Below are 25,576 nucleotides of genomic sequence, written 5' to 3' on the forward strand. Positions count from 1 at the left end.
TCAGCCTGTTTATTTTAAATAAAAATGACAGTAGCTTACATTTACTTGAGATTAAATAGATTATTTTGTTTTTATTAACTAATTGATTAAATTGAGTCATAAATGGGATTAGAGGGCTAAATATGCGAGATTTATTGAGTTAAGGGCTGAGCCCTTCCGTTAATGTAAACTATTCCTTAACTTCTCGCTCCTCTGAAAAAATGAACAAGTCTGCGCGACATTACTCTGGTTTGTTATGTGTGCCGAATTTAAATGCAATGTTCACAAAGTTGTTTATAGAGTTTGGCATGTTCAGGGCTAAGTCGCTTACCTGTTCTATTACGGGAGGTATCAAGATCATGCAATAACCACTTACCTGCTGGAAAAAGCCCATTAGCCTCTCCTTGGTCAATTAAAGTTATAGTTTTAGGTAAATCAGTTTCAGAAATATACTCGGTTGCTAACACTCTCATGATCTCATAGGTTTCCGTATTCGATAACCAATCCATAGAAACTCCTGTACGTCTAACAGTGTCATTAAATAGAATAATTTCGTATTTCCGATGGGTAAACGGAATACTCTATTTTATTTAAATTTGATAATAGAGTACTAAAATAAATAAACCAATCAAAAGTTAAAAGCTTTGTATTCCCACGTGAGACATTTGAAGAAAAGAAAACACACACATGCAAAGAATGCAGACTAAAGTCAGCGCCCCAAAGTCAAAGGCGACCAATTGACGATTGAATTTGTTCATTAGATCTGCCGTCGACTGCGCATGTCTTTCCCATAAATAAAAGTGGCGGTAATCGTGAAAACCACGGACGAACGAGAGACCATTGATCAAACTTGGTGTCAGTGACAGTTTAGCCATTTTTTTGTGCCAGTGGATTTATAAAAAGTACGAGTAAAGGACCGTGTCGTAGTTCGAAAACCAAAGGGATCAATAGTGCGATCAGTAATGAGTTTTTAGCCAGACAAGGTTTGATGTCATTAAAGGATTTGTGGATTAATATTCACTATTCATCATAAGACAAAGCGCCCTGTGCGGAGCCGCATACAGTTTGGTGTGGGGCTGGAGGTTAGATACCTCCGGCTACCCGATTAGCCCTTTTCTTCTAAGTTCAACTTTATAATTTTAGGATTATCCTCTTGTATCAAAAAAACACTAGCAACAGGCCATTTATCACCACCTATAAGATTAGACTCTTCATTAGAACGCACACCGAAAACCCAAAAACCATTTAGCTCTAAAGCTTTAATTAATTCAGAAAGATCAAATGCAGCCTCAATCCTCTCACCACTTTCTAGACTTGACCAGATCCCTCCCCAATCTTGAATAGATTGTGCACTCCAAGACAATAGTTCAGCTTCCTCTTTAGATTTTGGATCATCGTGACTTAATTTATACCCACAAGCTCCACCAATAATTTCAGATAATTTTGTTCCATTCTCTATCCGAAAATAAACATTCTTCGATTCTTCATCAGAAAAAGCAGTGTTTTCGTGTTTCAGGTCAAGCTCACATGCCTTAATGTCAAAAGCTGATGCGATTGCTTTTTTCGACTCTAATGCACAGTTTCCGCTTTTTTCAATACGTTGAACAGTTCTCAAGCTTATTCCAGATACCATCGCTAGTTGGTCTTGCGACCAAGACTTTTCTGTTCTTAGCATTTTTACTAGTTTAACGTTAATTTTCATATTCATATTCATATTCTTATTCCTCTTCATCAGTTATTTAGTAACTGCATTATCAGAGATTTAGATAAATTGTGTTACGTCACCTTTGTGACAGTATTACGACAGTTTCACGGCAGAGGGCTAACAGTGTAACTAAGCCGAATCATTCCGTATTAATAACAAAAGTACGGAATGATGGCGATCTGTGTATAAACACATATTAATTTATAAGAGAATGTCAGTTATTTTCTGAGTTCTGTAGTGCATCAAAGATGCTTTAACCGACTTTACCATTCGTATTAGCTATTCAAGTTACTTGTTCAAGTTATTTACATCACTTTTCTGAACAGGCAACTTTAATGAAATCACACTAGTGATCACCAAAAATGCAAAGGCGATCCATAAGCACGCGGCAAAGCCATAAGCTTGATAAACCCATCCCGATAGTACGGTGCCGACTAAGCGCCCCATTGCATTGGCCATGTAGTAAAAACCTACATCTAATGACACACCATCTTGTTTTGCGTAGCTAATAATTAAGTAGGAATGCAGTGATGAGTTAACGGCAAAGATTGCGCCAAAAATCAATAAACCAATGGTGATCATCCATTGTACTTGCCATTCGAGTTCGATACCGATCGCTAACACACCAGTAACAACGGCTAATAACAGACACCAAAACATCGCACTTTTACCGTCCGGTGTTGTGCCCTCTTTCGAAAAGTATGCGGTTATTTTAGGCGCAAAACCTTGCACTATGCCGTAAGCAATGACCCATGCGGCTAAAAAAGCGCCGACAATAGAGTGCGACCAACCAAAAATACTGACTAAATAAATAGGCAATGCCACAACAAACCATACGTCACGTGATGCAAATAGAAATAAACGTGCTGCAGAGAGGATATTCACAGGTCCGGATTTTGAAAACATTTGACTGAATTTAGGTTTGGTTTTTGCTATACCTAAATCGCCTTCAAGAAACATTAAGCTCAGAATAAAGACCGCTGCCAATACCACTGCCATTATTAACAAAGCAATTTGGAAACCCACCAGCGTTAGCAATAAACCACCAATGAAAAAACCAGCACCTTTTAAGGCATTTTTAGATCCCGTTAATACTGCAACCCAATGGTAAAGCTTACCTTGTTGGTTATGAGGTATGAGTGTTTTAATCGCACTTTTAGCACTCATTTTATTGAGGTCTTTAGCAATACCCGATAATGCTTGTGCCATCATTACCCAAGGAATGGTTAACCATTCACTCGGCACGGTGAGTAACAACAACGCAATCACTTGCATCGCTAAACCAATGTTCATGGTGCGATTCAAGCCGATTCTCGCGCCTAACCACCCACCTACTAGATTAGTTATTACGCCAAAGATCTCATAAAAAAGAAACAACAAAGCGATATTTAAAGGACTGTACCCTAGTTGATAAAAATACAGCACCACCAACATACGTAATGCACCATCGGTTACCGTAAAATTCCAATAATTAAAGGTGACTAATAAATACTGACGCAATGATTTATCAAGTTGTAAAAACCATTTCATTGTTTCGTTTCCTAAATTGAGCAAATGCCTTAAGGTGAAATAAATAGCATTAAAATAAAGAGTGCTAAATTAGATAGCGTTAGGCTAACCCAACTTTTTTCATTAACTCGGCAGTACGTGTTGCGTAGCCCATTTCATTGTCATACCACGCGTAGATTTTTAACATGCGCTTGCCAATCATCATGGTCGATAATGCATCAACTATCGTTGAACGTTGATCGCCACGGTAATCAATTGACACTAAAGGTCGTGTTTCAAAGCCTAATATTCCAGCTAACTCGCCTTCTGAAGCATCCGATAATAATTGATTTACTTCTTCTGCGGTTGTATCGCGGTCTAATTCAAAAACAATATCTGTCAACGATGCATTAGCTAATGGAACGCGAACAGCATGACCGTTTATTTTGTCTTTCAATTCTGGGAATATTTCAACAATTGCTTTTGCAGAGCCAGTTGTGGTTGGGATCAAACTCATACCACAAGCACGCGCTCGACGTAAATCTTTGTGCGGTGCATCTAGAATAGTTTGTGTATTAGTTAAATCATGAATAGTGGTGAAAGCAGCATTAGTAATGCCAATTTTCTCATGAATAACTTTTACAATAGGTGCCAAACAGTTAGTGGTACAAGACGCCGCTGTTACAATTTTATGTAGCTCAGCATTAAAGACATGGTCATTTACACCTACTACGATGTTAGCAACATCAGCATGTTTTACGGGTGCAGATACCACTACTCGTTTTACACCTTGTGCGATATATTTGTCTAGTAACGCTTTTTCACGGTGTACACCTGTTGCTTCAACAACAACATCACACCCCGACCAATCAACGGCATCAATGTCTTTCTGTTGACTCATTGCAATTGATTTACCTGCAATGGTCATTGTGCTGTCTGTACTTTCAACGGCATGTGCCCAGCGACCTTGAATTGAATCAAATTCTAATAAATGCGCTAAGGTTTTAGCATCGCCAGCGACATCGTTAATTTGAACAAACTCAATCTCTGGCCAGTCAAATGAAGCTCTCATTACTAAACGACCAATACGCCCAAATCCATTTATGCCTACTTTAATTGTCATGACTCTTCTCACTCTATTGATGATGTTAATAAACGTTGTATTTGTTGTCACTACTGACAGGTTTAGTTGCTTAACGCTTTAGTTACTGATGAGTAACTCCTGCAATTTTTGTAACTTTTTTACTTTTTAACTTTTAGCTTTTAGCTTTTTAACTAACTTTGTAACAATGTAGCCATTAGCTTTGCAGTTTATTTACTCACTAACTTTGCTACTTGATAATTAGCAATATCTTGTTGGTACTCTGCTTTTAAGCAATTTGAGGCTGTCAAACCAGCAATGACTTTACGCATCCATCCAGGTAACTCTGAATTAACAATGTAGAACACCCATTGACCATCTCGTTGATCTAGCAATACACCTGATTGACGTAGGATAGCTAAATGTCGGGATATTTTCGGTTGGCTTTGTTCAAGAGCAACACATAATTCACCAACGCTGACTCGCTCTTCTCGCGCAATTAAGATCAAACAACGTAAACGTGTTTCATCGGATAACATTTTAAAAAACTGATGGGGTAACATAAAAACATCCACATATACGAATATCCATATATATTAAACATTCAAAATTATAATTCAAGACATTATTTTCAGATTGCCTTTAAATAGTTAAAAAATAATGGCTATTATAGTTGAAGTCATTGAATAGGAGTACATGAATGAAATGAGATATGTGGGAGTATTTATTAATGTTTATGTCATCTCTGTCTTTAAATAAATAAGCCAACGTTTATTAATATGATCTAAAATTTTACGACTATTTTTAGGTTAGCGGTTCTTTTTAGTTTAACGGCTTTGTTTTAAACAAAAGCAAATTCATGAAAGCTAAATCACACGACTCAACATTAAGGCATTATTTCTTTATGTTTTTATTAGGGCTTGGTTTAGGATTTAGATTTAGATTTAGATTTAGATTTAACTGAGGTTTAACTAACGAAGCTCAGTTCACTATTATTCGGATTGTAGACCCTGTAAATAATGCTGTATAACTCCACTCTCCGTCTCTACTTTTGTAAATAGGCAAACCCATTCTCATAATGTTCTATTTTGATAGGTGTGAAACACAACATTCTGACTTGGTTAACATCTGCTTTATTACTTATTGTCCCCTTTTGCTTATTGCCATCATCAACTGCTTGATCGTCATTCCATAATATTTCTGCAGAGACGGTTATTTGTATTGCATGGCCAAGCTGAGTATCGAAAAACAATAAACTAGCAATTGGATTTAATAATAAATTGCCTATGGTATTAAAAAAGCCATTACCATAATAATCTTCAATTAATAATTGGCCTGACTCATTAACCTCTACGAATCCAGCGTCTCCACCGCGATGAGAAATATCAGTGCCACGATTATTCAACAACTCTCCATCGTCAAAACAGCTCGCAATAAAAAAGGTATCTGCGTTGGTAATCATCTGTTTTATGGTTTTATCGGTACTTATTTTAGTGTCTAACGCCACTTCTGTTATCGAAGGAAAACGTTGATAGTCAGGATTAAAAGCCCATGTTTTAGGTTGAATATATTTAGGACAATTCCCAAAACTTTGCAGTACTTTGACCGTTAAACTTTTCTGATTAATATCGGTGACAATGACGTTGATGCGATTACGTCTTTTTGACTGAAATTCAAGACCCAGCAAACCTATTCTATCGCCAACTTTAACGCTTTGATTCGTAAAGTCGCCTATCGAATATTGAAGGTTAATCACCAGCTTACTTGGGTCTGGTGATGAAACAAAACCCGGTTCACCAAATAATACACTGGCACAAGTCTGCGACTGAAAATTTGTATAGCCAATAAACATCATGGTTAGCGATTCAAAAAAATCTCGATGTTGTTGAGGCATCAATTCACGAATGAATTTAGGCCCCACTTCAGCCATACGTTGTTCAGTACCCACTCGTTTTTGTGCAGTTAACTCACCGTGATGCCAACTGTTTGCCACTGTATTATTCATAAAAGTACCTTACTCGCTGATTAGTTCTAATCTAACGCCACCAGGTATCAAACACATCATGTGTACAAAAGGTGAATCGCCTAATGCTTCAGGTGCAAACTCAATCTCAACATCTTCAAGTTTAAGTAGATTTTGATATAACGCGTTTAATTGCTCAATGGTGTTCACTTTTAGTGCAAAATGGTGAAGCCCTACATTTTTTGTACGATCAAATTTAACTGTGTTCTCAGCGTCTTTGATCTGCCATAACGTTAACATTACCGTTCCATCAGATACAAAAATAGCAGGGTATGCAGGCACTTCCCCTACTTTTTTAAAGTTTAGTTGTTCAATAAAAAAATCGGATGTTTGTTTGATATCTGGAATAGTTAAACCTAAGTGGTGAATACCTGAAGTACCAATTTCTGTTGTAACGGTTGCCGCATTGCTGCTTTCTGTTGATTTTGTAGAACACATAATAAATAGCCTTTTAGTTAATTTTTGTTGTAATAAGTGTAGTTGAAAAACAAGGTGAACAACTCTGTTCACCACTATAAGTGAACAGAACTGTTTACGTCAAGTTTAAATTGGTTATAATTTGCTTATCATGTACCGTCTAATAAAAATCGGTAGCTAAAAGGACAACCAATAATATGCAACCAAGAAAACAACATTTAATCGATACGGCACTGATTTTATTTAATCAGTTTGGCTACCATGCAACGGGTATTGATTTAATTTTAGCTGAATCAGGCGTTTCAAAAGCAACACTATATAAACACTTTCGCAGTAAAGAAGCGTTAATATTGGCAGCATTACAACTTCGTCATGAGCAGGTAGTTAGTAAATTGCAGGCTAAAATTGAAGATAATAAAAGCCAAAAATATGTTGATCCGGTTGATAACGTGTTGTTTATTTTTGATGATTTAAATGAATGGTTTAATAGTGACACTTTCTTTGGCTGTAACTTTATTAATGTCAGTGCTGAGTACGCCGATCCCAATCATCCAATTAATATCTTCGCGGCAAAACACAAACAAATCATTGTAAATATTATTGCTGAACAGTTAACGACGAAAGAAAATAATCAAGTCAGTCAGCAAAAAGCAGATCAAGTAGGTTTATTGATTGAAGGTGCTATTGTAATGGCCCACACTCGCGGAATGAAACAGTCTGCATTGATTGCAAAAGAGATGGCTAAACATCTACTTTAAAGGCATTTGCTTGAAGGTATTGTTTTGAAGGTATTGTTTTGAAGGTATTGGTTTAAAGATAATTGCTTAAAGGCATTGGTTTAAAAAGATGAGCCTAAATAGCTGGGATTTTTAGAAGTTATTTTAACAGCTTTTTCAGCATAGACAGTTTGCCCTTATAAGGAGGGTAAACAAAGGAGAGATCAAGCCAAGTTGCCGCTTTCAATACGCTTTTTTGATGAGAAAAACAGTCGAATCCAAATTTACCGTGATAACGACCAATGCCACTGTTACCAACGCCACCAAAGGGTAAATTAGGATTTGCAGCGTGCTGTAAGCAATGGTTCACCACAACACCACCAGCTTGAATGTTGGATAACAATGAATGTTGAACCTGTTTGTCTTCACTGAAAATATAAGCCGCTAAAGGATGATGAGATAACTGACCAACAATGGTTAACACGTCATCTAATTCTGAAAAACTAATCACAGGTAAAACTGGACCAAATATTTCTTGCTGCATGATAGGATCATTTAGCGTTACATTCGCCATTACCGTCGGTGCAATATAACGTCTTTCAATATCTGCATGCCCGCCAACAATCACTTTATCTAAATCAATTAACTCACTAATTCGTAATGCATGTTTTTCATTGACGATACGACCAAAATCTTCACTTTTACTCGCATCTGAGCCATAAATAGACTCAATACGTTGTGCTATTTTTGTTAGGAATAAGTCTTTAACTGAATCGTCGACCAACACATAATCAGGCGCAATACAGGTTTGCCCTGCATTCAGCATCTTTCCATAAACAATACGATTTACCGCAATATCGATATTCGCATCGGCGCAAACAATACAAGGACTTTTACCACCCAACTCTAGCGTCACCGGTGTTAAATGCTCTGCGGCTTGTTTCATCACTAACTTAGCGACTTCTGTGCTGCCAGTAAAAAAGATATGGTCAAATTTTTGGGCGAGTAAAGCCGTCACCTCTTCAACGCCTCCATTAATACAATTAACGTAATTAGCTGCAAATGTTGAATCAATGAGCTTTTTTAAAACAAGACTGACATTGGGTGTTAGTTCTGAGGTTTTTATTGTGCAGCAATTTCCGGCTGAAAGTGCAGCTATTAAGGGAGATAAAGTTAGCGACACGGGATAATTAAAAGGAGATATGATTAAACAAGCACCCAGCGGCGAGGGGTGAATATAACTTTTAGCAGGTTGTATAAATAAAGGTGACTTTACCTTTTTAGGCTTCATCCAGTGTTTTAATTGTTTAACAACCAAGTCAATTTCATGTAGAACCAATCCAATTTCTGTCATGTAAGATTCGAACTCAGGCTTTCCTAAGTCGAGCGCTAATGCTTCATTTAAATCTTCTTGATAGTACTGAATGGCCTCTTTTAGTGAGATCAGTTGTTGCTTTCGATAATCGAAAGAAAAAGGCAGGTGAGCAATAAAAAAATCACGTTGCTCTTGAATACTTTGTTCGTATTTATTCATTAAAAACATGATGAACAAACTTAGTATTAATGATTAAGGTAATAACTTTCAATGCTTATTGGCTAACTTGGGATACAGTCGTTAGGCTTAATAACTCTGCAAAACCATCTTCATCACTCAATGTAATGTGGCCAATCGCTGATGGAGAAAAAGCAGGTACACCTGCAGCTGGCGCTAACTCACCAACGATATAACCCACTAACGGTAAATGTGAAACCAGTAATACAGATTTAACCCCTTCTGCCTGTAAAGCTAAGAGTTCGTCTACTGTTTTTCGTGCACTGCCACTAGGCGTTAAACAAGGTAACACTTGGATATTAGTCACACCTTCAAAAAAGGGACTAACTGACTGCCAAGTTTGTTGTGCTCTTACGTAAGGGCTCACTAATGCAGCGTCTAACGTCACGCCCTCTTTAATAAGATACTTAGCCATTAACTCTGATTCTTCACGACCAATATCCGTTAAATTACGTTCAGCATCTGAAAAAGCCATCATTTCCGCCTGTCCGTGGCGCATTATATATATTTGCATTCATTTCTCCTGAACAAAAAAAGCCCCATAACAATAAAGTATAGAGCTTATAATAACTATGTAGTCATGGTCGCTAAGTAGTCATGATTCAATAACCAGTAAATAGAGTTATTGCTAGCATCAACCATATTTTTATTAATCTTTTACTGGTGTATCACCAGACATTTTTAAAATACCTACGGCCGCAATAAATACAGCACAAAAACCTGCAATAAAAATGGTTGGCATCGCCATGTAACCTAATACGTGCCAAATGATCGATTCTAATTCACTCATTGCCGTTCCTTAATAAAATTAAATAATGACTTCTATTGCTCATACAAATGATACTTCAATATAGCTCAAAGAAAAGAATAAAGGGGCTTTTTCAGCAAAGCTTTTGATCTATTACAAGAATAAATCTTATTCGTTATAAAAAGTTTATGTTTTTTAGTTCGTTTTAGGAACTTTTGGTGCTTGAAGTTGCCCTCTATTGGCAGTATATTTTCTTCCATACAATAACTTAATGTAGATACCCACAATGGCAAAACAACAATTAAATCAATTACGTCACTATTTAAATCAAATGATCTTAGGGCAAAGTGAGCTTGTTGATAGCTTATTAATTGCTTTATTAGCCGATGGACACATTTTAGTTGAAAGCCCGCCAGGTTTAGCAAAAACCCGTGCTATCAATGCATTGTCTGATGGTATTGAAGGTGACTTTCATCGTATCCAATTTACACCAGACCTATTACCTTCAGATGTCACAGGTACCGATATTTTCCGTCAAGAGACAGGACAGTTTATTTTTGAAAAAGGGCCTATCTTTCATAACTTGATATTAGCGGATGAAATTAACCGAGCACCTGCAAAAGTGCAATCCGCATTGTTAGAAGCGATGGCAGAGCGCCAAGTGACCGTTGGTAAAACCACTTACCCGCTACCTGAATTGTTCTTAGTCATGGCAACACAAAATCCATTAGAGCAAGAAGGAACGTATCCGTTACCTGAAGCACAATTAGACCGTTTCATCATGCATATACAGCTTGATTACCCTGATGCTGACACTGAGCGCTTAATCTTACAGTTAAATCAAAAAGAGATTTTAAAAGAGAAAGTCGCTGAAGTGACCCCATTGTTGAACGAGCAAATATTCAGCATGCGTGAAGAAGTCATGAAAGTCACTATTGCGCCTCACTTAGAGCAATACTTGATTGACTTGATTATCGCGACACGCGAGCCAGCTCGTTTTGGCGAGAAACTGTCACAATGGGTAAGTTATGGCGCAAGCCCACGTGCAACATTAGCGTTAATGCGCACAGCCAAAGCTCGTGCATGGTTGAATGACCGTGACTACGTAATGCCTGAAGATATTATTAGTAACTTATACCCTGTATTACGTCATCGACTTATCCTAAGTTACGAAGCCGAAGCGCAAGGCGTGAATGCTAACCAAGTTATTCAAGAAATCATTAACCAGGTGGCGATCGCAGGATAATGAACACTCACATTCCCGCTATTTTTACTAATACCCCCTATACCACGGGGGTTGATTTGCAGTTAGCTGAACTACTCAGTTACAAACAACATGGTAAATTATCACTTAATGCCAAACGTTTGCCTGCATCACGTCAACTCTCTGGTAATTATTTAGCGAATATTAAAGGGCGAGGTATGGAGTTTGCCGAAGTGCGTCATTACCAACCCGGTGATGATGTACGCGCAATTGATTGGGCTGTGACAGCGCGAACCGGTAAAGCGCACACTAAATTATTTCAAGAAGAGAAAGAACGCCCTGTTTTCCTTCTCGTTGATGTTTCAGACAGTATGGTATTTGGTAGTCAGTTTGTCTTTAAGTCAGTACAAGCGTGTCATTTAGCTTCTCTATTAAGTTGGCAAGCGAAACAACGTAATGACAGATTAGGAGGCATTGTTTTTAATCAACAAGAAGTGGCAGAGTTAAAGCCGACTTCTCGCAGTAAAGGATTAATGGCTTTTTTACACCAAAGCCAAATGTTATGTAAAAACGTCGCATTTAAAACCAAACAGCAACAATCATTATTATTACAATTGAAACGACTTTCACATTTAGTACAAACAGGAAGCCAAGTACATTTAATTAGTGATTTTTCACAATTAGATGAAGCCTGTTATAAATTAATTAACCTTATGCGTCGCCATAACCAAGTGACTGTTTGGCAAGTAAGTGACCCACTTGAATCTCATTTACCTAAACAAGTATTACAAACGAGTTTAAAAATAAACTCTATGACTGGCAGTGGTTTTTTAAAAAACCAACGTCAACAACAGTCATATCAGGAAGCGGCAAGTCAACGCCAACAGTTAATGGAAAATAACTTATTGAAATATGGGATTGCACATTACCATATTAGTTCTTCCATCCCATTATTGGAACAATTCAATGCCTACGCCCAGTAACCCTTTTGAACAAATTATTATTCCCGCAGACGTACCTTCTGCATGGCCTCCTGCACCTATTTATTGGTTAATATTAGCGGCGATTGTTGCCGTTATTGTATTAACTGTTATTTTTATAAAACATAACATCAATAAACAAAGAATGATCAAGCAAGCATTAATATCATTAGCCCAGTTGCAAAAAGATAATGCGAGTTTTGCTCAGTTGAATCAATTATTGAAAGGGGTATGTTTACATTATTATCCGCGAGAACATGTCGCCTCTATTACGGGGCAAGCATGGTTTATATTTTTACAAGAGCATAATTCCCAGCAAAATACGCCGCTATTTAATGATCAAAAGGAATTCTGTCGACGTTTATATAAAGACAATTCAGCTTGTACGGATAACGACTTTGCCTCTGCTAAAAAATGGATAAAATCATTTCCAAGCCAAGTTAAAGCACATCAAAAGTTAACCTTGGGTAATCAGCCTTCAGCAGGTAAAACACATGTTTGAATTTAGTTACTGGTGGGTATTACTTTTTATACCACTTCCTTTGTTAGTTCGTTATTTCTTAGCAGCTAAAAAACAATCTTTTACACAAATATGGATCCCATTAGCGCAAGGTTTACAGCAACAAACATCTACAAAAAAGAATCCTTTAATTAGTGTTGCGGTTCCTTGGTTATTATGGATTTTATTGCTTTTAACTATCGCTAAGCCTATTTGGTTTGATGAGCCGATTCGAATTCAACAGCAAAGCCGCGATATGATCTTATCTTTAGATTTATCAGGTAGTATGCAAGAAGAAGATATGCCATTAAATGGTCGAACAGTAGATCGCTTAACGTTAGTTAAATCTATTGTTAAAGACTTTGTTAAAGAACGTCAAGGCGATCGACTAGGGCTTATTTTATTTGCAGATCATGCCTACTTACAAACCCCATTAACCTTTGATGTCGATACGGTATCAACCATGGTCGATGAAACTGAAATTGGCTTAGTAGGTAACCGCACTGCGATTGGTGAATCTATTGCAATGGCGATTAAACGTTTCGTTGAAAATAAAAATGAGCAGCGTGTTTTAATACTATTAACTGATGGGGCAAATACATCGGGTAGCATCAAGCCTATTGAAGCAGCTAAACAAGCGGCAAAAAACAACATTAAAATTTACACGATTGGTATCGGTGCAGATTCAATGATGAAACGAGGCTTTTTTGGTAATGAAAGAGTTAACCCATCAGCAGATTTAGATGAAAGTACATTGACTGAAATAGCCACATTGACCGATGGCCAATACTTTCGAGCGAGAAACCAGGATGACTTACAAAAAATCTACCAAACTATCAACAAACTACAACCTGTTGACAGTGAGTTCTTAGAGTTTAGACCTGAGAAGAACCTTTTTTATTGGCCCCTTTCATTGGCTATCAGCCTTTTATTAATCGTTGTTATCTCGTTAAAACTAAGAGGTGAAGATGAACTTTAATAACCTTCTCGATACAACTTTTGGACCACTAGAATTTCTTCGTCCTTATTGGTTACTGGGTATCATTATTGTTGTCGCGATCAGCTTATGGCGCCATCAACGTAATCAATACAAAAAAACCAGTATTATTGCCAACCATTTAAGTGAGCATTTGGTTACCTTACCAGAAACCACCAAAAGCAATCGCTTAGCATTAAACTTACTTGCCATTATTGCTTGTATCGCTTTGTCAGGGCCGAATGTTCGCAGTGTTAAGCTACCCGTTTATGAATTGCAAAAAGCACAAGTCATTGCCTTTGATTTGTCTTTTTCAATGTATGCCACTGATATAAAGCCAAATCGATTAAGCCGTGCAAAATACAAAGCAATTGACCTGTTAAAACAATGGACTGAAGGTGATAAAGCATTAATTGCCTATGCGGGAGACGCCTTTACTATTACACCATTAACCACGGACAGTAATTCAATTATTAACCATATCCCTTACCTCTCTCCAGATTTAATGCCTGAACGAGGTTCAAGACCAGACTTAGCATTACAAAAAGCAATCTCATTATTAAAAAATGCCGGATACCAACAAGGACATATTGTCTTTATTAGTGATGGATTTGATAAAGATAGCCAAGAAAAAATGCAAGAGATGCTAAAAGGAACAAAATGGATGGTCTCTGTTTTATCAATGGCGACCAAAGAAGGTGCCGCTATTAAATTAAACGATGGTAGTTTATTGAAAGACTCAAATGACAACATCGTTATCCCTAAACTTAATAGAAATACGCTATACCCTGTGACACAAATGAGTGATGGTTTGTTATTAGATTTTGATGTGTCAGGTCAAGATATTCAATTATTAGCAGCACACTATGACACAAAGGAATTACAAAAAGAGGATAGCGAGTCATCAACTAAAACAGATAATAAGCAACCTATAGATGATGGGTATTGGGTAAGTTTACTATTGATACCATTGTTTTTATTATTCTTTAGAAAAGGTGTTTTTTATGCCCTACTGTTAACCGTGATGTTACCTTTAACGACACCTAAAGTAGAAGCCTCTATTTGGGAGAACGATCAGCAGAATGCTTATCAAGCATTTCAAAATAAAAATTATAAAGAAGCCAGTCAAGTATTTGAAGACTCGTCTTGGAAAGCCGCCGCCCTGTTTAAAAACAAACAATATGAGCAGGCCGAAACTGTTTATTTAAATGAAGTAAAAACGAATCCAGGTGATGCAAATACATTTTATAATTTAGGTAATACACAAGCCATGCAGCAAAAATATGAACAAGCATTAACTAGCTTTAATAATGCATTAGCAATAAACCCAAACTTCAAGGAAGCATTGGCTAATAAAGCAGCCGTTGAAAAGCTACTTCAACAGCAAGAGCAACAAAAAAATCAATCGTCTTCAGACCAAAATAAAGATAATCAACAGCAGGATGAGCAGCAGCAATCTTCTGATCAACAAGATCAAGAACAACCTTCTGAGCAACAATCCTCAGAACAACAAAGCCAAGATGGGCAACAACAAGATCAACAACCATCTTCTGAGCAGCAATCCTCAGAACAACAAAGCCAAGATAGTCAACAACAGGATGGGCAGCAGCAAGATCAACAACCATCTTCTGAGCAGCAATCCTCAGAACAACAAAACCAAGATGGTCAACAGCAGGATGGACAGCAACAAGATCAACAACCATCTTCTGAGCAGCAATCCTCAGAACAACAAAACCAAGATAGTCAACAACAGGATGGACAGCAGCAAGATCAACAACCATCTTCTGAGGAAAAGAACCAAAATGAGCAACAAGAACAATCTTCTATTGCCCAGTCAAATGAACAATCAGATAAACAATCAGATGAACCTTCTGAGCAAGAAGAGTCACCAACCGATAAAGCAGTAAATCTAACTCCTTCAGAAGAAGATTTAACAAAAAATGAAGAGTATGAAGAACTGCCTATTTGGTTAAAAAATATGCCCGATGACCCCTCTTTATTATTACGCAATAAAATGCGACTTGAATATCGAAAACGAGCAGCAAATAAACCTGTTTTACAAAACAATAATGGAGAAATCTGGTAATGCAGTTCTTACAAAAATGTTTAACTATTATTCTACTTTTAGTCACCTTCAGCATGCCAGCTATATCAGAAACGCAAGCAACGGCCTCTGTGAATAGTAATAGTGTTTTTCTTGGTGATACTTTTATATTAACCGTCGAAGTCAATGAAACTGGGTCTGACTACCAGTTTGATACAAGTGAATTAAACAATAACTTCGTTGTAGGTAGACCTTCTCGTAGCCAACAAACATCTTATATTAATGGCGAGTTTACTCAGCAAATAACGTGGTCACTACGTTTACAAGCTAAAAAGTTAGGTGAATTAACCATACCTTCATTTAAAATAGGTGATGTGTCTACGCAAGCCATAAAAATTGAAGTCAATAAACCAGGTAAACAACAGCAATCGACCGCAAACGATACTATCTTCATTGAAAGTACCATTAATAAAAACAAAGTTTATATTGATCAACCCGTTATATTAGAAAGTAAAATATATGTGGCTGAAAATATTTCTAACGCCGATGTACAAGCACCTATATTAGAAGGTGCTAACATCGAACAAGTCGTTCTAGATCAGCCAGCAAGTCAAATTGTACGTAATGGTTTGCGCTATCAGGTATTTACTTATCAATACACCATCACGCCATCAACCTCAGGTGAAGTATCCATCACTTCCCCTTTATTAACCGGTGCAGTACAAAAAATACAGCAAGTTAATAGCTATCAACAAAGAAGAGTAACTCAAGCGATTAATATCAGAGGTAATGACCTAGCGCTATCAGTCAAAGAGATGCCTGCTAATTTTCAAGGAGATTGGTTAATCAGTGAAGACGTTCGTTTAATAGAAAATAATGACTTACATGACAAAGAGTATTTTGTTGGCGACCCAATTACACGTAGCATAAGTTTACAAGTTGCTTCAATCGCTCTCGATAAAATACCAGAAATCCAACTTAATTATGATAGTTCATTACGCTACTACCCTGATCAAGACGATTTAAAACAAGGCACTATTAATGGCACTTTATATAGCCAACGAACAATTACACACGCCATTATCGCTAATAAAAGCGGACAACTTATATTACCGGAAATAAAAATTGCATGGTGGAATAGCAAAACAGAGAAACAAGAATTTGCCACGTTACTTGCTCAAACATTAACGATTAAACCTTCACCGGTGAGCAATAATACAACGAACGTTAACAATGGCAGTAACAATAGCAGCAACAATAGCGACCTTGAAAGCAGCACTGATCAATCAGATCTAACAGCGGCGGCACAACAAAAAAATAGTGATACAGATAGTAATGGCAATAGTGATGATCAGTCGACACAATTAATCATATGGCAGATCAGTACTTTAGTACTGTTATTATTATTGATTTTATTAAGCTTTTATCACCTTAAAGTTGCTAGAAGTAATAAAGTAATAATGCAAGAACCTAAACGAGCTAACTCACAAAGCCAGCAATATAAGGCGTTATTAAGCGTATTAAAGCAAGCGAAACCAAATGATGTGTATGCGTCTTTATTAAGATATTTTCAAACTCAACAACCAAATATAAAATTACTGCAACAAATCAGTTCTTTTACAGGTTTAAGTGAAGATCATAAACAACAACTTCAAGAAAATTTACAACAATTAGAACTCGCTTGTTCTGAAAAAACGCACCATTGGGATGCAGAAAAACTATTAATATTAATAAAACTGCACCATCAAGTGACAAGCCAAAGCGATCTTAATCACATCACCGACCTCAACCCTTAGAGGACCATCACATTTATGAGTAGATTAATTTTCGATTAATTTGCTCATAAATGAAGCTTCATACTCACTTTTTGCCATAAAAAGCATTGAAACATGACTCAAATCAAAGAATTCGATACATAACCCCTTGAAGGACTAGTAATAGTACCGCTCTAACTTATGATGAATCAGGTGCAATATATGGATGGCATGCAAATTGCTCTATCTGTTTGATATGGATATTGTTTAAAATATAAAGTGGCATGCAAGTTGCAAATTCACTTTATATGAATACCGTTTTATATAACGTTACCTATATATTCATAGTTAATTTTTATATTATTTTAAGCCACAAGGAAAATACAATGAAAGTGACAAAGCTAGCTCTATTATTTGGTCTTACAGCTGCAGTACCAACGCTATCTCATGCGGGTACATTAGAAGATGTTATGAAAGAAGGCGTACTTAAGTGTGGTGTTTCTACAGGCATCCCTGGTTTCTCTGCGGCAGACTCTAACGGTGAATGGAAAGGTCTAGATGTAGATTTTTGTAAATCAGTAGCAAGTGCGGTTTTAGGCGATGCAAGTAAAGTAAAATACTTCCCATTAACGGCTAAAGAGCGTTTTACTGCATTACAAAGTGGTGAAATTGACGTACTAGCGCGTGCAACAACTTGGACTGCTACTCGTGACGCTTCTCTAGGTTTAAACTTTGCTGGTGTTAACTACTACGATGGCCAAGGCTTCTTAGTAAGTAAAAGCATAGGTGTAAATTCAGCTAAAGAGCTAGATGGTGCTACTTTCTGTATTCAAGCGGGTACAACAACTGAGCTTAACTTAACAGATTACTTTAAAGCTAACGGTATGGAATACAAAGCCGTTACTTATGATACATCTGGTCAAACAATTGATGGTTTCAAAAAAGGTCGTTGTGACGCAGTAACTTCAGATCGCTCTCAATTAGCAGGGTTAAGAATTAAACTTGATGATCCAAAATCAGCAATTCTTTTACCAGAAACAATCTCTAAAGAACCACTAGGTCCTGTTGTACGTCAAGGTGATGATGCTTGGTTTAATGTTATTCGTTGGACTATGTTCGCAACAATTGAAGCTGAAGAGCTAGGTGTATCATCAAGCAATGTTGATGAAATGCTAAAATCATCAATCAATCCTGGTATCAAACGTTTATTAGGTGCTACAGGTAAAACAGGCGAAGATTTAGGTCTTAAAAATGATTGGGCTTACCAAATTGTTAAGCAAGTAGGTAACTACGCTGAATCATATGATCTAAATGTAGGTAAAGACTCACCGATTCAAATTGAACGTAGTTTAAACAAACTATGGAATCAAGGTGGGATCATGTACCCAATGCCAATTCGTTAATTTTAACCAGTCTCTAGGGGAAGTCTCTCTTCCCCTTTTTCCTAGCTGATTAAAAGGCACATTATGACAAACAAACAGCTCCCAGTAGACGGTAAAGGATTGTTAAACAACCCTCAACACCGCGCAATTTTTTTCCAAATTCTCGCTTTAGCACTCGTTGTATTTTTTGCATTTTATTTTGCAAATAACATGTTTGATAACATTGAAAGCCGTGGCATTACCACTGGTTTCTCGTTTTTAAACAACACAGCTGGCTTCGGTATCAGCCAAACGCTTATTCCTTACGATGATGGAACATCTACCTTTTTGGATGTATTTATCGTTGGTTTATTAAATACGCTTCTTGTATCTGTATTAGGGATTATTTTCGCTTCAATTATTGGCTTATTATTAGGTGTTGCTCGTTTATCAAGCAACTTTTTAATGTCTAAGCTAGCACTTGTTTATATTGAAACATTTCGTAATATTCCAATTTTGTTACAAATTTTATTTTGGTATAACGTTGTACTTGCAGCCTTACCAAGTCCACGCCAAAGTTTCGTTTATTTAGACAGCGTATTCTTAAATAACCGAGGCTTGTTACTGCCAGAACCTATTCTTCAGAGTGGAAGTGGCGCAGTTATTATTTCCTTTGTACTAGCCATTGTCGCTGTCATTTATCTTGTTCGTTGGTCTCGTCAACGCCATAATGATACAGGCCAAGAGTTCCCAATATTTAAAGTATCAATTGCACTTTTACTATTAGCACCTACATTAGTTTACTTTATCGCTGGTCAGCCTATCACTGCTGAATACCCAGTGCTTAAAGGCTTTAACTTTAACGGCGGCTTAACCATTATCCCTGAGCTACTCGCATTATTATTTGCGTTAAGTATCTACACTGCAACCTATATTGCAGAAGCGGTACGTGCAGGTATTGAAGCAGTACCAAAAGGTCAAAAAGAAGCGGCTAAATCATTGGGTTTAAAAGACTATGTGATTTTAACTAAAGTAGTTTTACCTCAAGCATTACGTGTGATCATTCCTCCTGTTATTAATCAATTTTTAAACTTAACTAAAAATTCATCCTTAGCAACTGCGATTGGTTACCCTGAATTAGTCACCCTATTCTCAGGCACAACATTAAACCAAGTAGGTCAAGCAATAGAGATCATACTCATGACCATGGCTGTTTATCTCACTTTCAGTATTCTTATCTCACTGTTATTGAACTGGGTTAATGCCAAAATGGCTATAAAAGGACGATAAAATGGCAACTTATACAATGAAAGAAGCCAAGCCAGCTCCAACGGCAAATAAAGGCATTATTTTTTGGTTAAAGGAAAATCTATTCCCAGATGTTAAAAGTAGTTTGTTTACTTTATTTGGGTTATACGTGATTTACAGCATTGTGCCGCCACTATTAGATTGGATGATATTCAATGCGACGTGGAGCGGTACACAAGATGAAGTAGTTAATAGTGGTGCTCGTTGGATATTTATCATCGAGAAATTCGATCAGTTTATGTATGGCTTTTATCCTGAAAGTTTACATTGGCGCCCTAACCTAGTCGCTATTATTAGTATTGTTTTTGTTTTTTCTTTTAAATATATCAAAAACCTTAAAGTTAAAATCGCAGGTATTTTATTATTCCCTGTTGTCTGCTTTATTTTAATCAGCGGTGGTTGGTTTGGTTTAGAAGTAGTAGAAACAGAAAAATGGGGCGGCTTAATGCTGACCATTCTAGTGGCTGCTGTCGGTATTATTGCTTCTTTCCCTATTGGAGTGGTATTAGCACTAGGACGTCAATCTAACATGCCAATTCTTAGAACCTTATGTATCGGTTTTATTGAATTTGTACGTGGTGTTCCACTAATTACAATTCTATTCATGGCATCGGTTTTATTACCTTTATTTTTCCATGATGGTATTGAATTTAATAAGCTATTACGCGCACTCATTGGTATCACACTATTCCAAGCGGCTTATATCGCTGAGGTAGTACGTGGTGGCTTACAAGCCATACCAAAAGGTCAATATGAAGCAAGTGAAGCGTTAGGTTTAAGCTATTGGCAAGGAATGATTTTAATTATTCTTCCACAAGCATTAAAAATCTCTATCCCTAACTTAGTGGGCTCATTTATCTCACTATTTAAAGATACAACACTTGTTTTAATCATCGGTTTATTCGACATTTTAGCAATGGTAACACTGACTAACAGTGATACCAATTGGCTAGGCTACGAAGTAGAAGGTTATGTTTTTGTAACGCTTATTTACTGGGTATGCTGTTTTTCAATGTCACAATATTCAAAATCGATTGAACGCAAATTTAACACCGAGCATTAAAAGGAATCGTCATGTCAGACCAAGAAACTATGATAAAAATGAAGGACGTCAACAAGTGGTATGGTGATTTCCATGTACTAAAAGATGTAAACCTAGATATTAAAAAAGGCGAAAAAGTCGTTATTTGTGGCCCGTCGGGTTCAGGTAAGTCAACGACTATTCGTTGTTTAAATCATTTGGAAAAGTTCCAAGAAGGTAGCATCAATATTAATGGTACTGAGTTAATTGAAGATGTAAAAGTAGTACGCCATATTCGTTCACAAGTAGGTATGGTATTCCAACACTTTAATTTATTTCCGCATTTATCAGTGTTAGAAAACTTACTAATTGCACCTACATGGGTACACAATAAACCACGTAAAGAAGCAATTGAAACAGCTATGTACTATCTCGAGCGTGTAAAAATCGCAGAGCAGGCACATAAGTATCCAAATCAATTATCTGGTGGACAGCAACAACGTGTAGCGATTGCTCGTTGCTTATGTATTAACCCTGAAATCATGTTGTTTGATGAGCCAACATCAGCACTGGATCCTGAAATGGTGTCAGAGGTATTAGATGTAATGGTCGAACTAGCTGACGAAGGTATCACTATGATTTGTGTAACGCATGAAATGGGGTTTGCAAAAAAAGTAGCAGACCGAGTTATTTTCATGGATGCAGGGCAAGTTATTGAAGAAAATGAACCTAATGAATTCTTTGATAACCCGCAATCAGATCGTTTGAAAACCTTCTTGGAACAAATCTTATCGCACTAGTGCTTTAGGCTTAGATTCAAGTTTAGTTTATGCATAAAATAAAAAGGGCTAATGATTAGCCCTTTTTTGTGTCTATGGAAAAGTATATTCAATGTTACAAACATTAAGAAACCAGAAGGTGCTATAAAACAGCAATAAAATACTCAAAAATAAGAACACGTTATTTTAGTTACATACTCTGATCACCCCTTCTTTACCTGCGTGCCTTCGTGGTAAATCGATTTTTATTTTAAAAGAATGATCACCACGAAGCGCTGCGCTACACGAAGGACACGAGGAGAAACCAATTACTCTTTTAATAAAATATTTAACCTTCCCTTCTTCACTCTTCGTGGTAAAACCGCTTTTGATGTCAAAACAGAATCACCACGAAGCGCTGCGCTACACGAAGGTCACGAAGAAAAGCTAACATTATTCTTTAATAATTTTTTTGACCTACCTTCTTTACCCTTCGTGCCTTCGTGCCTTCGTAGTAAAACCGCTTTTGATTTAAAAACAGAATCACCACGAAGTACTGCGCTACACGAAGGTCACGAAGGTCACGAAGGTCACGAAGAGGAACCAACAATATTGTTTTTAAAATACGCTTTGACTTACTCATCCTTACTTTTCATCTTTTCTTAATAAATCGCTTTTTATTTCAAAACATGATCACCACGAAGCGCTGCGCTACACGAAGGACACGAAGAAAAGCTAACATTATTCTTTAATCATTTTTTTGACCTTCCTTCTTTACCCTTCGTGCCTTCGTGGTAAAACCGCTTTTGATTTTAAAAGAATGATCACAACGAAACGCTACACAAAGGACACAAAGAGAAACCAATTATTTATTTTAAGAAAAATGATGACTCCACCCGTTTTCCTTCGTGGTTAATCTCTTTTTACTTACACTAATTAAGATTTAGTAATGAGTAGGTCTCAAATCAGAGAGTTGGGTTTATTTGATTAACTACTTTCTGTTTAAATGTCAGGTCTGAATAAAACTGTGTGACTAAATGAGAAGAATCGATACCAGTACGCTGCATTAAAGGCACTGCACGTTCAGTAGCCGTTATATAGGCATGAACATCATTATAACGTGCTAACAAGGGTTTAATGACCTTAGTGTACATCTCATCAGCAACTAAGCTTGCATAGCCTTTTTTACGATGCACAGGCAGTGTGACAAAGTGTATGACTCCTAAATCTTGATACAATACACCTTCATGCCACTTCTTTTTATCTGTAGCCGCTTCATAATTTTCTAATAAACTATAAGCAACCAACTCTTCATCAACATATAACTTAATCATTTCAGCCTGGGTGCCATGACGTAACTCATCATGCTCAGTTAACCATTCAAATAAATACCACATTTTCATGTTAATTTGCCCTAAGGCCAGTAACTCTTGTGCACAATCTTTAGCATTACAATATTCGAAACGTTGCATTAAATGACCTATTAAAATTAAAGCTTAAAGTGATTTACTCATAGGCTTAATTTAACCATGAAAGTAGTTGAATAATGAAGGAACAGTGCTCAAAGAATAACGAGCAAAAAGTAATAAAAAAGTAAGCTGACAACTTAATTTATAGTTTACAGCTTACTATTGACTGCCTTATTAAAACGCATTAAATAGACTATCTGCTCATAACTGATACGTTAATTATAAGTCAAAATGCACTCATCATATATTGCTTGTACAGTTGGTAGCCTTTAAAATAATTTTTACTGAAATGTTCATCGTTTCTATAATAAATCACTCTTATTAACGTTAATAGTTAAGCTTGAATTATTTTACGTTCAATAAAAACCTCTTTAGCCACCAGCATCCCATTTAGAGCAGCAGGAAACCCAGCATAAACAGCCATTTGAATAATAACTTCAACAATCTCTTCTGGTTTACAGCCTACATTTAAAGCAGCATGAATATGTACGTTCAATTGTGGAGCACAATTTCCCATGGCAGTTAATGCTGACACAGTGGCGATCTCTCGACTCTTTAAATCTAATCCTGGCCGTTGATAAATATCCCCAAAAGGAAATTCAATGGTGTATTTAGCTAAGTCGGGCGAAATGGCTGCTAAACTATCGATCACCTTTTGACCTGCTTCACCATCAATTTCATGTAATTTTTTAAGGCCTGATTGATAACGTTGATTGTCCATTATTTATTCCTTCTATTGTCGATAAATGATGCTATGAAGGAATACTGTACAACTTAGAGTAAACTCTAAGTCAAGTATATTTTTTTAATAAAGAATGAGATCGGTCTGTTATCTATTACCTTTAATAGATCAATGATCTTTTTTCTTATTCTTTTGAATCATAATTAATTGTGACTGCAGTTCTTTCATACAGTTTTCGCAAGGTGGGTGTTCATTGGCAAACTCTAATAAAGGAGGCAAAGTAATACTGATCGCTCTTATTGCAATTTGCTCTTGCTCTACATCACCATTATGCTCTTGAGCCATGTAAAGCATCGACTGATGTGGAATAAGCAAGCACTTTTGCGCCATGTCAACCGCGCCCTTTTGCTCATATAAAAAAGCGAGTTCATGGTAGCTCGCAATCCAATCACATAGCACTTCAACACACTTAGGTTCCTGGCTTAGTTTTTTCTCAAAGTTATAAATTGCTTCTCTATGATAACGCTCAGTATGAAAGAAGTGATTACTTTCATAGGTTGAGAAATCAACTGGTACGACATTATTAAATACATCCATAAAACCTCACCTTACATTTAAAAACCAAATAATTTAAATTATGATAATAAGTATCATTTAGATTTAATTAAATGTAAATGCTTAATTGAAGGCTTTTATTAAAATGTGAGACAATAATATTACAGATCAATTTTTGCTTTTCTTAAGATTGACTTCGCTAAGCTTAAATAAAAAGTAATAGATAAAATACAATACCGTCCTATTTTATTTATTACTTAAGGGTTTATTATACCAATGGAATTAAATAAGTGATCAGAGATTGCGCAGGAAAAATTAACACTAATAAGGCGTGAGTTGTAGAGGATAGTTGTTCTCACTTCAAAACTCACAACGCAGTTAGGGGTGATTTTAACCAGCAAGAATGATCACCTTATTAATTCTTTTGGTATTAGCATCCTATAGCCATGCAGTATCATCGATAGTCCAAGTGATTTTTTAAAATGACTTTAATAAACTTAATAACTCGAATATAAAGCGATAAAAATGAGCGATATAACAGGTACAACAGATATAGCGGCGATGACTACGATAACTACGATAACTACAGCAAGACTAATTTTACGTCCATTCCAAAGTAATGACTTTGAAAAAGCTTATCAATTATTCAGCGACCCTATTGTGATGCGATTTTCGCTTAATGGCCCTTATTCAGCAGAAAAATGCCAGATTTTTATCGACCAATGCATGTTGAAATCGAAGAATAATGAACCTAGTTTATTAGCCGTTATCGATAAGCAAACGAATCAATTAATTGGCTCTTGTGGTTTTTTCGCTCAAACAATACAAGGAATGGCAGAACTTGAATTAGGTTATCGTTTATTACCGCATTATTGGGGAAAAGGATTAGCCACAGAAGCGGCAATGGCAATGAAATCTTATGCTTTTAATGAAATGGGGTTAACCCGCTTAATTTCTCTTATTGAAACAGACAATATTGCTTCAATAAGCGTCGCCGAAAAAAATGATTTTAAACTTGAAAAAACAATGCTCTATGACGGAAGAATTTCAGTCGGTATGTATGTAGCTATTCGTTAACGAACAACTACTAATTAAATACAATAAGCGAGTTAGACGACTATGCTCAAATAATGAGTGAACTGCTTTGAATGCTTATATCAGCACCTTTCAATTCTGACATAATTACCTTTAAAAACTTAAGTCGCTTGAGTTACTTAGGTTGCTTAGGTTACTTAGGTTACTTAGGTTACTTAAGT

25 protein-coding genes are annotated in these 25,576 nt (G+C 36.5%); 12 read left to right on the forward strand and 13 right to left on the reverse strand.

Annotated elements, in window-relative coordinates:
* Positions 1-248 precede the first annotated feature (248 nt).
* From SP041_RS13790 to SP041_RS13825, 7 genes are all read right to left on the reverse strand, one after another.
* Positions 249-488 carry a hypothetical protein gene (locus SP041_RS13790; RefSeq protein ID WP_025564507.1) on the reverse strand — a complete coding sequence of 80 codons (240 nt, stop codon included), beginning with the start codon at positions 486-488 and terminating at the stop codon, positions 249-251.
* Positions 489-1,084: 596 nt separating this feature from the next.
* Complete coding sequence (locus tag SP041_RS13800) at positions 1,085-1,693, reverse strand: helix-turn-helix transcriptional regulator (RefSeq protein WP_051368523.1); 609 nt, start codon at positions 1,691-1,693, stop codon at positions 1,085-1,087.
* Between the two features lie 279 nt (positions 1,694-1,972).
* Positions 1,973-3,214: an organoarsenical effux MFS transporter ArsJ gene (arsJ, locus tag SP041_RS13805; RefSeq protein WP_025564503.1), complete on the reverse strand. Its 1,242-nt coding sequence runs from the start codon at positions 3,212-3,214 to the stop codon at positions 1,973-1,975.
* A gap of 79 nt (positions 3,215-3,293) precedes the next feature.
* Positions 3,294-4,295: an ArsJ-associated glyceraldehyde-3-phosphate dehydrogenase gene (locus SP041_RS13810; protein WP_025564501.1), complete on the reverse strand. Its 1,002-nt coding sequence runs from the start codon at positions 4,293-4,295 to the stop codon at positions 3,294-3,296.
* Between the two features lie 188 nt (positions 4,296-4,483).
* Positions 4,484-4,816: a metalloregulator ArsR/SmtB family transcription factor gene (locus tag SP041_RS13815; RefSeq protein ID WP_025564500.1), complete on the reverse strand. Its 333-nt coding sequence runs from the start codon at positions 4,814-4,816 to the stop codon at positions 4,484-4,486.
* 482 nt (positions 4,817-5,298) lie between these two features.
* Positions 5,299-6,258 (reverse strand): pyridoxamine 5'-phosphate oxidase family protein, encoded by a 960-nt coding sequence (locus SP041_RS13820; RefSeq protein WP_025564498.1) that lies wholly within the window; start codon positions 6,256-6,258, stop codon positions 5,299-5,301.
* Positions 6,259-6,267: 9 nt separating this feature from the next.
* Positions 6,268-6,714: a VOC family protein gene (locus SP041_RS13825; RefSeq protein WP_025564496.1), complete on the reverse strand. Its 447-nt coding sequence runs from the start codon at positions 6,712-6,714 to the stop codon at positions 6,268-6,270.
* Between the two features lie 176 nt (positions 6,715-6,890).
* On the opposite strand from SP041_RS13825, the gene SP041_RS13830 reads away from it, so the two are divergent.
* On the forward strand, positions 6,891-7,451 hold the full coding sequence (locus tag SP041_RS13830; protein WP_025564495.1) for a TetR/AcrR family transcriptional regulator: 561 nt from the start codon (positions 6,891-6,893) through the stop codon (positions 7,449-7,451).
* A 118-nt stretch (positions 7,452-7,569) separates the two neighbouring features.
* Here SP041_RS13830 and SP041_RS13835 read toward each other — a convergent pair whose 3' ends face one another.
* The 3 genes from SP041_RS13835 to SP041_RS13845 all read right to left on the reverse strand — a co-directional run bounded on the left by SP041_RS13835 (position 7,570) and on the right by SP041_RS13845 (position 9,751).
* Entirely contained in the window at positions 7,570-8,943 is a 1,374-nt protein-coding gene (locus SP041_RS13835; RefSeq protein ID WP_025564494.1) for an aldehyde dehydrogenase, read from the reverse strand.
* A 55-nt stretch (positions 8,944-8,998) separates the two neighbouring features.
* Entirely contained in the window at positions 8,999-9,475 is a 477-nt protein-coding gene (sixA, locus tag SP041_RS13840; RefSeq protein ID WP_025564492.1) for a phosphohistidine phosphatase SixA, read from the reverse strand.
* A 135-nt stretch (positions 9,476-9,610) separates the two neighbouring features.
* Positions 9,611-9,751, reverse strand: coding sequence for a TIGR02808 family protein (locus tag SP041_RS13845; protein WP_081695378.1), 141 nt, complete (start codon positions 9,749-9,751; stop codon positions 9,611-9,613).
* Positions 9,752-9,995: 244 nt separating this feature from the next.
* Between SP041_RS13845 and SP041_RS13850 the strand changes: the two genes are divergently transcribed.
* The 10 genes from SP041_RS13850 to SP041_RS13895 all read left to right on the forward strand — a co-directional run bounded on the left by SP041_RS13850 (position 9,996) and on the right by SP041_RS13895 (position 21,656).
* Positions 9,996-10,955, forward strand: a complete 960-nt coding sequence (locus tag SP041_RS13850; RefSeq protein ID WP_025564490.1) for a MoxR family ATPase — start codon at positions 9,996-9,998, stop codon at positions 10,953-10,955.
* Positions 10,955-11,896, forward strand: a complete 942-nt coding sequence (locus SP041_RS13855; protein WP_025564489.1) for a DUF58 domain-containing protein — start codon at positions 10,955-10,957, stop codon at positions 11,894-11,896. The genes SP041_RS13850 and SP041_RS13855 overlap by 1 nt, the downstream gene beginning before the upstream one ends.
* Entirely contained in the window at positions 11,880-12,395 is a 516-nt protein-coding gene (locus tag SP041_RS13860; RefSeq protein WP_025564487.1) for a DUF4381 domain-containing protein, read from the forward strand. Before SP041_RS13855 ends, SP041_RS13860 begins: the two co-directional genes overlap by 17 nt.
* On the forward strand, positions 12,388-13,371 hold the full coding sequence (locus tag SP041_RS13865; RefSeq protein WP_025564485.1) for a VWA domain-containing protein: 984 nt from the start codon (positions 12,388-12,390) through the stop codon (positions 13,369-13,371). Before SP041_RS13860 ends, SP041_RS13865 begins: the two co-directional genes overlap by 8 nt.
* Positions 13,361-15,454 (forward strand): VWA domain-containing protein, encoded by a 2,094-nt coding sequence (locus tag SP041_RS13870; RefSeq protein ID WP_025564483.1) that lies wholly within the window; start codon positions 13,361-13,363, stop codon positions 15,452-15,454. Before SP041_RS13865 ends, SP041_RS13870 begins: the two co-directional genes overlap by 11 nt.
* On the forward strand, positions 15,454-17,208 hold the full coding sequence (locus SP041_RS13875; protein WP_025564482.1) for a BatD family protein: 1,755 nt from the start codon (positions 15,454-15,456) through the stop codon (positions 17,206-17,208). Before SP041_RS13870 ends, SP041_RS13875 begins: the two co-directional genes overlap by 1 nt.
* 344 nt (positions 17,209-17,552) lie before the next feature.
* Complete coding sequence (locus SP041_RS13880) at positions 17,553-18,569, forward strand: amino acid ABC transporter substrate-binding protein (protein ID WP_025564480.1); 1,017 nt, start codon at positions 17,553-17,555, stop codon at positions 18,567-18,569.
* A gap of 63 nt (positions 18,570-18,632) precedes the next feature.
* A complete protein-coding gene (locus tag SP041_RS13885) occupies positions 18,633-19,817 on the forward strand; it encodes an amino acid ABC transporter permease (protein WP_025564478.1) in 1,185 nt (394 codons plus the stop codon).
* A 1-nt stretch (position 19,818) separates the two neighbouring features.
* Positions 19,819-20,898: an amino acid ABC transporter permease gene (locus SP041_RS13890; protein WP_025564476.1), complete on the forward strand. Its 1,080-nt coding sequence runs from the start codon at positions 19,819-19,821 to the stop codon at positions 20,896-20,898.
* 11 nt (positions 20,899-20,909) lie between these two features.
* Entirely contained in the window at positions 20,910-21,656 is a 747-nt protein-coding gene (locus tag SP041_RS13895; protein WP_037048880.1) for an amino acid ABC transporter ATP-binding protein, read from the forward strand.
* A gap of 923 nt (positions 21,657-22,579) precedes the next feature.
* On the opposite strand, the gene SP041_RS13900 is transcribed toward SP041_RS13895, so the two are convergent.
* The 3 genes from SP041_RS13900 to SP041_RS13910 all read right to left on the reverse strand — a co-directional run bounded on the left by SP041_RS13900 (position 22,580) and on the right by SP041_RS13910 (position 24,362).
* Positions 22,580-23,086, reverse strand: a complete 507-nt coding sequence (locus SP041_RS13900; RefSeq protein WP_025565921.1) for a hypothetical protein — start codon at positions 23,084-23,086, stop codon at positions 22,580-22,582.
* A gap of 331 nt (positions 23,087-23,417) precedes the next feature.
* On the reverse strand, positions 23,418-23,804 hold the full coding sequence (locus SP041_RS13905; protein ID WP_025565922.1) for a carboxymuconolactone decarboxylase family protein: 387 nt from the start codon (positions 23,802-23,804) through the stop codon (positions 23,418-23,420).
* Between the two features lie 129 nt (positions 23,805-23,933).
* Positions 23,934-24,362 (reverse strand): hypothetical protein, encoded by a 429-nt coding sequence (locus SP041_RS13910; RefSeq protein ID WP_025565923.1) that lies wholly within the window; start codon positions 24,360-24,362, stop codon positions 23,934-23,936.
* A gap of 483 nt (positions 24,363-24,845) precedes the next feature.
* On the opposite strand from SP041_RS13910, the gene SP041_RS13915 reads away from it, so the two are divergent.
* Positions 24,846-25,397, forward strand: coding sequence for a GNAT family N-acetyltransferase (locus SP041_RS13915; protein ID WP_025562391.1), 552 nt, complete (start codon positions 24,846-24,848; stop codon positions 25,395-25,397).
* Positions 25,398-25,576 lie beyond the last annotated feature (179 nt).

It is taken from the genome of Psychromonas sp. SP041 (assembly GCF_000470315.2).
GTDB lineage: Bacteria > Pseudomonadota > Gammaproteobacteria > Enterobacterales > Psychromonadaceae > Psychromonas.